Origin of the sequence: Verrucosispora sp. SN26_14.1 (genome assembly GCF_004307965.1) — a bacterium.
Taxonomy (GTDB): domain Bacteria; phylum Actinomycetota; class Actinomycetes; order Mycobacteriales; family Micromonosporaceae; genus Micromonospora.
This window is the reverse complement of the sequence record NZ_SISL01000242.1, coordinates 1-9,002: the sequence shown is the minus strand read 5'-3', so window position 1 is coordinate 9,002 and position 9,002 is coordinate 1. Positions and strand designations below refer to the sequence as shown.

Annotated in this window: 1 protein-coding gene; it reads right to left on the bottom strand. The window is 70.0% G+C overall.

The window, feature by feature from the left end; genetic code table 11:
• Positions 1 to 9,002: hypothetical protein (locus EYA84_RS32565; RefSeq protein WP_161595007.1), on the bottom strand; the 9,002-nt coding region annotated here is incomplete at both ends.

Here is a 9,002-nt window from a genome sequence, read left to right as displayed (position 1 = left end):
GCCCTCGTCGGCCAACCGCCGCAGCTCGACGAGCCGGTCCGGCACCGCCCAACTGGCCAGCCGCGCCTGCGCCCGGGTCACGACCAGCTCGTCCTCGACCCCGTTCCTGCTGGCGGGAACCGGTGGCGGGATGGGCGGCGTCCGCCGGACGTCCTGCACCACCGTCGAATCGGGCGAGCCACCCAGAAGGCGGGGCATCCACTGGCCGTTCGACAACCAGAAGGAAGCGGTCACCTCGCCCGTCTCCGGGTGGATGCTCCGCACCCCCGAGTAGTCGTCGATCAGCACCCGATATTCGTCGAACCCCCGATCACCACCCGGCTGCCGACGAACCCTGATGTAGCTCATCAGACCTCGTTCGGTCTCCTCAACCGGGTAGTGGGCGGTGATCGCGCTCAACTCGGTGATACGCGCCGTCAACCGGCCGATCTCCGACTCAGCCTGGAGCCGATCCGCCGACCCGCCCGCGCGACCGCTCCGATCGTCCGCCTGCAACCACCCCAGATGCCCCTCCCATCTGGCCAGATGCTCCCGCATCTCCGCCAGGCGCACCTGACCGACATCGGCAGGCCGCGACGCGACCGCCGGCCCGGACGTGGATTCACCGGCCGCCACGAAGAGTGCCGGCGTGAACACTGACGTGGACCACCGGACCACGCCGTCCGAGTCGACCGCGTGCCACCGCGTGCCATCGCCGGAGGTCTCTGCGAACACCACCGGTACGTGGTGAAGCGTCGCCTCCACCCTCAGCTCGGCGACAATCGCGGTCGTGACCACCAGGGGCCGAAGGCGCCACTGCACGAACCGCTGCATCGTCTCGGCGAAAGTGGCCATCTCGGCAGCCCGTGCAGCGGGGACAGCGCCGACCTCGGCGACGACGATCGGTCGGGCCGACACTCGCGCAGCCTCCACCACCGCGCCGGCCTCCGGCCGCTCCCGCCACCTGGCCAGGTCGCCCACCACCAGCACACCCCGGTCGTAGTCGGCGCCCGGCGGCAGCTCGATGCCAGGTGCGCTGAACGGAACCGGGTACTGCTGACCCGTTTCCCCACCACCGTAGGCATCCGGGTAGGAACCGAGCGCTTCCATGGACATGGACGCCGACGGTCCCAACTCACTGGTGTGCATACCCGAGCTGAGCAATACGAAAAAGCCATCCGGCGCCACCACCGGTGCACCGCGATCATCCGTCGCCAGGATCCCCAACTGCACATCGTCGAAGTCAGGCAGAATTCGGGCAACCCCGTAGTTGGTCACGATGTCGCTGGAGCGGACATCGTGGAGCTGCCCTGCGAACCGCACCACCGCCTCGCGCTCCGACGCCGACCCGTCCGCATCGGCGGGTAGGAACAGCACCAGCAACAGCTTCGTGTGGGTCTCCACCTCGACGTGGTCGATCTGGCTGTTGAAATTCCTCGGACCGAACCGTCCCGCCCTCGTCACCACTTCGAGCGTTCGCGGATCCAGGGTGGCGTACACGGACTTGAAGCCGGCGTACGCAGGCATCCGCCGCACCGCTGCGACGGTGTCCTGGGTGTCATCGGGATGCGCGAAATACAGTCCGGAGTGGATCTGCTGACGGCTCATGCTCGCCGTCATCCCGCCGTCCAGCCGCACCGTCCGCGGTAGGACCGGCTCGCCCACCTGATCTGCGACGAGTTGCGCGACGACCCGCATCCATCGTTGTGTCGCGTCGGTCGAGCGCTGTTCTCCTCGCATGTACCTACCGGAGGAGTCGTTCATCTCCCAGGTCCCGTTTGCCGGGACTCTGCGGAGTTCGCCCGCGACACCTGCCGACGTCACCACTGCGGTGCCCTGCCCCGGCGACGCCGCAGTGAACCGCACCCCCAGCGAAGGATGCCCGGGACCGTCGACCATGTCTCTGACCAGTCCCGGCGTGATGTCCGGATCCACCTGCCGGATCGACGCCAGCAGGTCGTTGAACTGACTATCGGAGAGCGCCTCGGAGGCCGCTTCCGAGCCGACGAAGACCAACAGGTCGTCGGGGCGTCCGGCAGAGGACTCGGGCTCCGAGCCGCCGGTGTACGCCCGACGCTCCAGCACCAGGTACAGCCACTTGTGCCCCGGCCGTCCCGCCCACACCTCCGGGGTGAACTCGGCCAGGGGCATCCACAGCGGATTCAGCCGCACCTCGGCGCCACGGGTGTCGGCCCCGCGCACCTCCTCATTCCAGGGCTCCTGCTCGACCTCCAGCACCCGGGTGGGTAGCACATCCGGCGGCCGCTCAGACCACCCCGAGTCGGTCGGAACCGCCGGGCGGTCGGCGGGATACACCGGAGCCCAGTCACTGCGGAGCCGACTGCGGACCAGGTACCACCCGGGGCCGGACTCGTCGACGAACCGGGCATGGGACATCCGCTCGACCGAGACGTCGTCATGCGTGGGCCGGTAGACCAGCAACTCGCCGTTGGGTCGCACGGTGGCGGCATGTGCCCAACCCGCACGGCTGACGAAGACGACCTCGTCCCCAGAGAACACTGCGGGGAGCCGCCGGTGCATCCGCACTCCGCCCCTGGGCCGCTCCGTGAGCGCCGAAGCCATCTGGTGCGGCAGATCACGTACCGACCGTTGACCCAGTCGGAGTCCGACGGCGTCCGACGCGACGGTCTGGAGGTCCCGTTGCTCGACGGCTGCGTCGGGCACGCGCGCCGACCCGTCGTTCCGCAGCCAGCGGAGGGCAAGGTACGGGCTGGCGTCACCAAGCGGCAGCCACCCGTCCGGCGGTGTGGCGTGCCGACCGATGTGGAAGACGCCTTCACCGTCCGTGAACAGGCGGGGCCCCAGTGCCTCGACCTCGGCTGCCGGGGCGGGCCGGACGGCCAGGACGGTCGGTGTGTCCTCGGTCGGCGGAAGGTCCACCACGAGCCGTAGGCCGACCGACGCCGCCCCTGAGACCAGGTCGTCGCCGAGCGGAACGGGAGCGCCGCCGTCGGGAGGGAAGTACCGGAACTCGCTTCGCTCCGGACTGTCCCGGTCGACTGTGCCGTCGGGCAGGTGGCGGAGCGCGACCGCGGACACCCGCCCGTCGGTGTCGAGCACGATGTCGTCCGCACTGGCGATGACGCCCTGGCCGAGTCGGTCCCGGAATCGGGCGGCGAGCGTATCGCCTGTACCGACCTGCTGAGCTGCTCCGCCCATGACCAACACCAAGGGACCTACGGGGCCGGTTTGTCGCCTCGCCCAGAGACCGATCAGCTCCTCGCTGCGGAGGCGCGCGGTCAGGCCACCTTGTTGCTGGCCACCGGCACCGGCCAGGACGACGGGAAGGCGTACCACGTCCGAGGCGGGGTCGTAGTGGCCGAATATTCCCTGCGCGGCCCCCAGGTCGACCGCTCCGCCGGCAACGCTGGCCGGAAGATAGGGCTGGAAACGATCCCGCTCGACCCGGTGCAGATAGAGGGTCGAGCCACCACCCGGATAGGTACGAGCAGTGTCGTCCTCCACGACCACCAGGTCGACGCCGAGTGCGACAGCGAGGACCGCAGTGACTTCTTCGCGCAGCGTCGAGTCCCAGAGCCGCGGATCACGGATCACATCCTGCAGGAGACGGGACACCTCGCGGGTCCGGGTGCTCTCTCTCGTCGTCGCGCGGCGCACGATCCATTCCGGGCCGGTGCCAGACGGCGGTGGCGAGAGGGCGAGGAGGCGGTTGAGGCGCGGGTCGTCGTGGTCGGCGGCAAGCGCGATCCGGGAGCGCAGCAGCTCCCGTCGCGGGCCGATCTGCTCGGTGGGCCAGAGCACTTCGGCGAGTCGGACCATCGTCCGTTCGTCGAGGTCGGCGCTGAGGACCGTGCCGATGCTGCGGAGCACGAACCGATGCGGATCGCCGTGCACGGTCTGCACCGCGCGCGCGATCAGCGTCGCCTCGTCGCGTACGCCGGCGGGAAGGTCGACGCCCTGTGCACGAGCGCCGTCGAGGATCGACCGGAGCAGGCTGCCCGCCCCGATTCCCACATCCTGCGGGCCGAGCCGGTAGGCCGCTGCCGGGCCGGGGCCGGGCTCGGAATCGCCGAGCAGCCAGGTCGTCGATGGTTCCAGTCGGGCCACCGGATCAGACTGTGGTGACTGTCGTCGGTGCCAGACGGCCGCCGTCATCACCATGGTCCGAGCCGCTCCGGCCGGCAACGGCTCGAACGCCTCTGGGCGCAACGGTCGGACCCAGCTGACTCGGCGGTCCAAGCGCTTCACGTCGTACGGAGAGACCTCGTAGCCCAGGTACGCCAGGAGATCGGGATACCCCGCCAGCCCGCCGGGCAGACTGTTCACGGCGATCAGGGCGCCGACCAACAGCGGGTGTGGGTCCAGTTCGCTGATCCAGACCTCTCCCCGGGAGCCGCCCTCGGGGCTGGCGGACAGGAGGGCAGGCACGGATCGGTGACCCGCCTGCCACAGTCGACGTAGTTCGTCCGCCGCCGTCTCCAGGTCCTCAACGCGCGAGTACTCCCACAGACGCAGCGCCCGATAGCCTGTCGACGACCCAGGGGAGGCCGCTGGCGACTGCGCCGGCTCGGTCGCCGGCAGCATCAGCTCCAGGTGCATGGGAGGGGTTTCGCCCGCCTCCAGCCACAGCGGCAGTAGCTCGTCGATGCGGGCGTCGACCGCTCCGTTCACCATCGGAACGAGTCGGTCGAGCATCTGCGCGACGTCGGCCTCGTCGTAGGAGACGTCGTGGAGTTCGCGGACCACTTCCTCGATGGAGAAGCTCGACAGGGCCCTGAGAACCCGGTCGGCCGAGTCGGCCGGCAGCGTCGTCAGTGTCGCCGAGGTCCACCGCCCTTGGTTGGCGGTCCGCAACACCGTCGGCATGTCGTGCCGCTCGACCTGGAACTCGTCGTGGAGTCGGCCGATCCAGTCGCGCAGCTGACCGGCCACGACCTGAGGCGACAGATCAGCACGGGAGGTGGCCGTACCGCCGGTGCCCGGCGAACGGCTCGGACCGGCCTTCCCGGGGTCGCCGCCGAACGCGAATCTGACGAACTCCGACACCGTCCGAAGGTCGACGTTGCCGGCCAGTTCAGCCGTCTCGACCAGTTCGTCGACGGACATACCGGCGTCTCGTGTCACCTCGCCGAGGGAGGGCGGGAGGCGCTTGGCCTCGACACCGAGACGCAACAGCCGACTGGCGAGGGACGGCCGGGGAGCGGGTGCCCGGCCGGCGCGGCGAAGCTCGGCCACCAGAGCATCCACCATGAGGTGCCGCGGCCCATCGGAATCCACGGACGCCACCAGATCGTGGATCGATGCCAGGTCGCGCGGGTCGGACTGGAGCCGGCTGGCCACCAACAGGGCGATCCTGCCGCCTGCCTGGCCAACCAACTCTCGAGGCACCCGGCCGATCCGTACGCTGAGGCCCGTCACCAACAGGCTACTGAGACCCAGGTCGTCAGCGAGCAGTTCGATGTCGTGCACGCTCCAGCCGCCGCTGGGCTCGCGCTCCTCGTAGTGCTCACGCAGCAGTTCCACCACCGAGTACAGCCGGTCGAACCAGTAGCGGTCGAGGAACTCCAGATCGACCGGGTCGATTGCCAGGACCTCGGTGAGCCACTGCTCGCCCAGAACACGGAGTTGATCCGGATCGATGGTCTGGGGAATGCCGGCCCCGAGGTCGGTCAGGAAGGCGAGCCGTCGAGCCGAGTGCCCGCTGAACGCCTGCGGGATGCCGGACAGTTTGTCCAACGGGCGGCGGAGTTCACGCGTCCGGGCCGGAGGCTGCCCGTTCATCAGCGGCTCCAGCAGCCGTACCGGGACCTGCAGTTCGTCCGCCAACTTGTACGCTGTCCGGCTCGCGTGGTGCGGATTCCACTGCCTGATCAGTTCCGGAGTCCGACGGGAGAGGTGTTGATGCCGGATGGCGTGCTCGTAGACGAGATCCGGCTCAAGCCGCAACTCTTCGGCCGTCTCAAGAACCGCCGAGTGATCCAACCAGGGTCGGTCGTGATAATTCCATTCGACCTGCTCCCTGGACACACCGATCCGCTCCGACCACCAGGACGTGAGCAGAACGTCCCCGTCCTGGTCCCAGGTGTCCCGGATGGCCTCGGCCCTGGTGACGACGTCGGCGGCGGCCCCGCTCACCTGCACCGCCGTCAGGCCACCGGCCAGCCGGTCCCAGTCCGCCAGCGCGAAGGCGACGTTGCGAACGCTTCCGATCGTCTGGGCCACCAGGCCGTACGCGGCCAGCGTCGTCGATGCCGGCTTGTCGGCGGCGGCTGCCACGACCAAGCGGGCGAACTGCGCCACCACGGTGTGAAGAAGTCCGGTCAGCACCTGATAGGTGTCCCGGGGCGAGTCCGCACCATGCAACGTGTCGAGTAGTCCACGAAGCTTCGCCACCATCGGGCCGAAGTCGTCACCTCGTGACGCCGGGCTCCGCCCTGCTTCGTGGCGCAGGTCAGCCATAAGCGCGGGGATGTCTCCGGACGCCACCGTCTCGGCATCGACCGGAGGTATCGACCGGCCAGCTCGGTGCTGTGTCCACCACCGCACACCATCGATCAACGCATCGACGGCACGGCTGGCGGCGCGGACGGCCTCGCCTCGGTTCGAGGCGGTGGTCTCGAGTGTCACGGCGGAAACGGCCGCTCTGGCCGCCGCAGCGACCACCGCCACCCGGCCGATCAGGTACCCCAGGTCAGGATCTTTGGCGACAAAGTCGGCGTCTCGCCACAACTCAGTCATTGCCTGACCGGGGACGCCCTGCCACCGCTGCAGCGCCTCGTACCGCTCGGTGATGGCCGCCATCCGTTTCTGGCGAAGCGGACTCACCACCCGCAGCCCGACTCCATCCGGGCCCACGCCATTGCTCGCGAACCAGAGCAGCGCAGCGACATCCCGGCGGTCCGGGGCGGTGTCATCGGAGTCGATCAGAATCGATCCGTTGCCGTGGTCCAGCGCGGCGAGCAATCCGCGCTGCTCTGCCGTTGCCCTCCGCTCTCCCCAAGGGCTCCGCACCGACGAGTTGCCGGGCAGAGAGCCCCGGTAGATGCTCGGGAGGCTCTCTGATCCCGATGTCGAGTCACTATCGGAGTCGGCCACGGGCGCACCGGCCGGTCGGTCACCCTGCACGCTTCTCGCGCTGCTGGCGTCCGCGCTCGGAACCTGCCGCGGAGGGAGGTCCCCAAATTCCGGAAAGGCCGGCGTAAAGTGTGAGATGTCCGGAAAGTCGGCGAAGTCGGCGCTGGTGACGAGGATGTTCGACAGGTCGAAGTCCAGGTCGTCCGGGGCCGAACGGGGCAGAGCCTCGTCCTGAGCATGCGATGCCGCCCACGTGCGAACCAGTTCCTCCACCTGCCGTGGATCGGGTCGCTTGTCCGGAGGCAGCTCCTTGATCCTCGCGAACAGCGGACGCAGTGGCATCAACCGGCGCGGGTCGGTCTCCCAGTACGCGGCCAGCCAGATCAGCAGATAGGGGAAGTGCGGCAGACCCAGTCTGTAGGCGAGAGCCAGCGCGTCGCCCGGCACCCGGCCGGTCACCTCGGTCAGCCGGACCAGGGCCGCCGCCTGGTCAGGGGAGAGTCCGAGATGGTCGGCCAACGCGACCACGTCACTTCCGTCGACGTCTGACCGCACCAGGACCCGACGCAGGTACGGGCCGGGAACGCCGAGCCGGGCCGCCCAGGCGGCCAGCTCACCCGGACGAGGTACCGCCGCACTCCGCTGCCGGGCCAGCGCTGCGGCAAGCCGTTCCGACGCGGCCGTCGCGGGGAACACCGGCACCAGCGCGTCGGCTACCCGCCCCCTCGGCACGTCCCCGAGCGCCTCCCAGATCAGCCCGGACATGACCGGGGCGGAGGCCAGCGGGCGGAGCTGGTCCACCGGGAAGCCCAGTCGGGCGCTCCACCGCACCCAGTCGCTCAGCGTGGGCCCGCCCGGTTCGAACCGGTCCAACAGCCGGTCCGCCACCTGCTGCCCCTGGAGCCGCAGTTGGTCCCTCGCGCCGGTGGGCGGCACCCCGCCCGCAGCCTCCCGGAGCTGGCCGCCGAGCGCCACCGCCAGGTCGATCGGAGATACGTCCAGCCGCTCGGCCGCCGCCTCCAACGCGACGGGACCGCCCAGGCCGGCGGCAGCGGCCAAGGTGGCCACACCCGTCGCGGCCAGGCGCCGGCCCTCCAGCGCCGCCCGCACGTGTTCGTCGGGCAACTCGTGCAGCAGTTCCAGGGACACCCCGAGCTCTCGCAGTTCCCCCAACCTCGTCCGGTCGGCGGGCGCCAACTCCAGCCGCCGGGACAACCGCATGAACCACACGAGATCGCTGTTGGTGCGTACCCCGGCGTCGGCAAGTTCCGACCGCAACCGGTCGGCCCAGGTCCCCTCGTCGGGCTCGACGTCCCGGGAGCCCGCCGCAGCCCGCACCAGCACGTCGCCGATCGCAGCGACGTCGTCGGGTGACACCGCCAACTCCTGGATCACACCGAAGAGTGGCCCCAGCCCGGCGAGCCCCATGGCCCGAGACCTGGCGGGCAGGTCGAGCGGCACCATGCCGAGCACCTCGACCAGATCGACCAGGTCACGGACCTCGTCCTCGTCGAATCGCAGAGCGGTGGACAGTCGGTCGACCTCGGTCGGGTCGAACCGCAGGCGTCCGTCGGTCAGCAGTCGGGCGGCCTGGGCAGCCGGAACCCCCACCCGCTCGGCCCACCGCACCTCCTGCGGATCCGCCATCAGATCGGCGAGTCGGGGCCGGGCCGGTGCGGCAGGGGGAGTCAGCTCCACCGGGAAGGTGGCCGCCGGCACCGGTACGCCAGGCGCGACGTCCGTCTCGGTCGGCGAGGTCGGCGGTGCGAGATGCGCCAGGTTCAACGCCGCCAACCGGTCGTGCATGCTCCGGTAGGCGGTAGCCACCTCTCCGGCCTCGTTCAGCGATCCCTTCTCGGCCCGCGCCAACGCGCTCCGGTACGCCTCGACGGCGGCCAGCGCGTCGCCAGCGCCCGGACGGCCCTCGTCGGCCAACCGCCGCAGCTCGACGAGCCGGTCCGGCACCG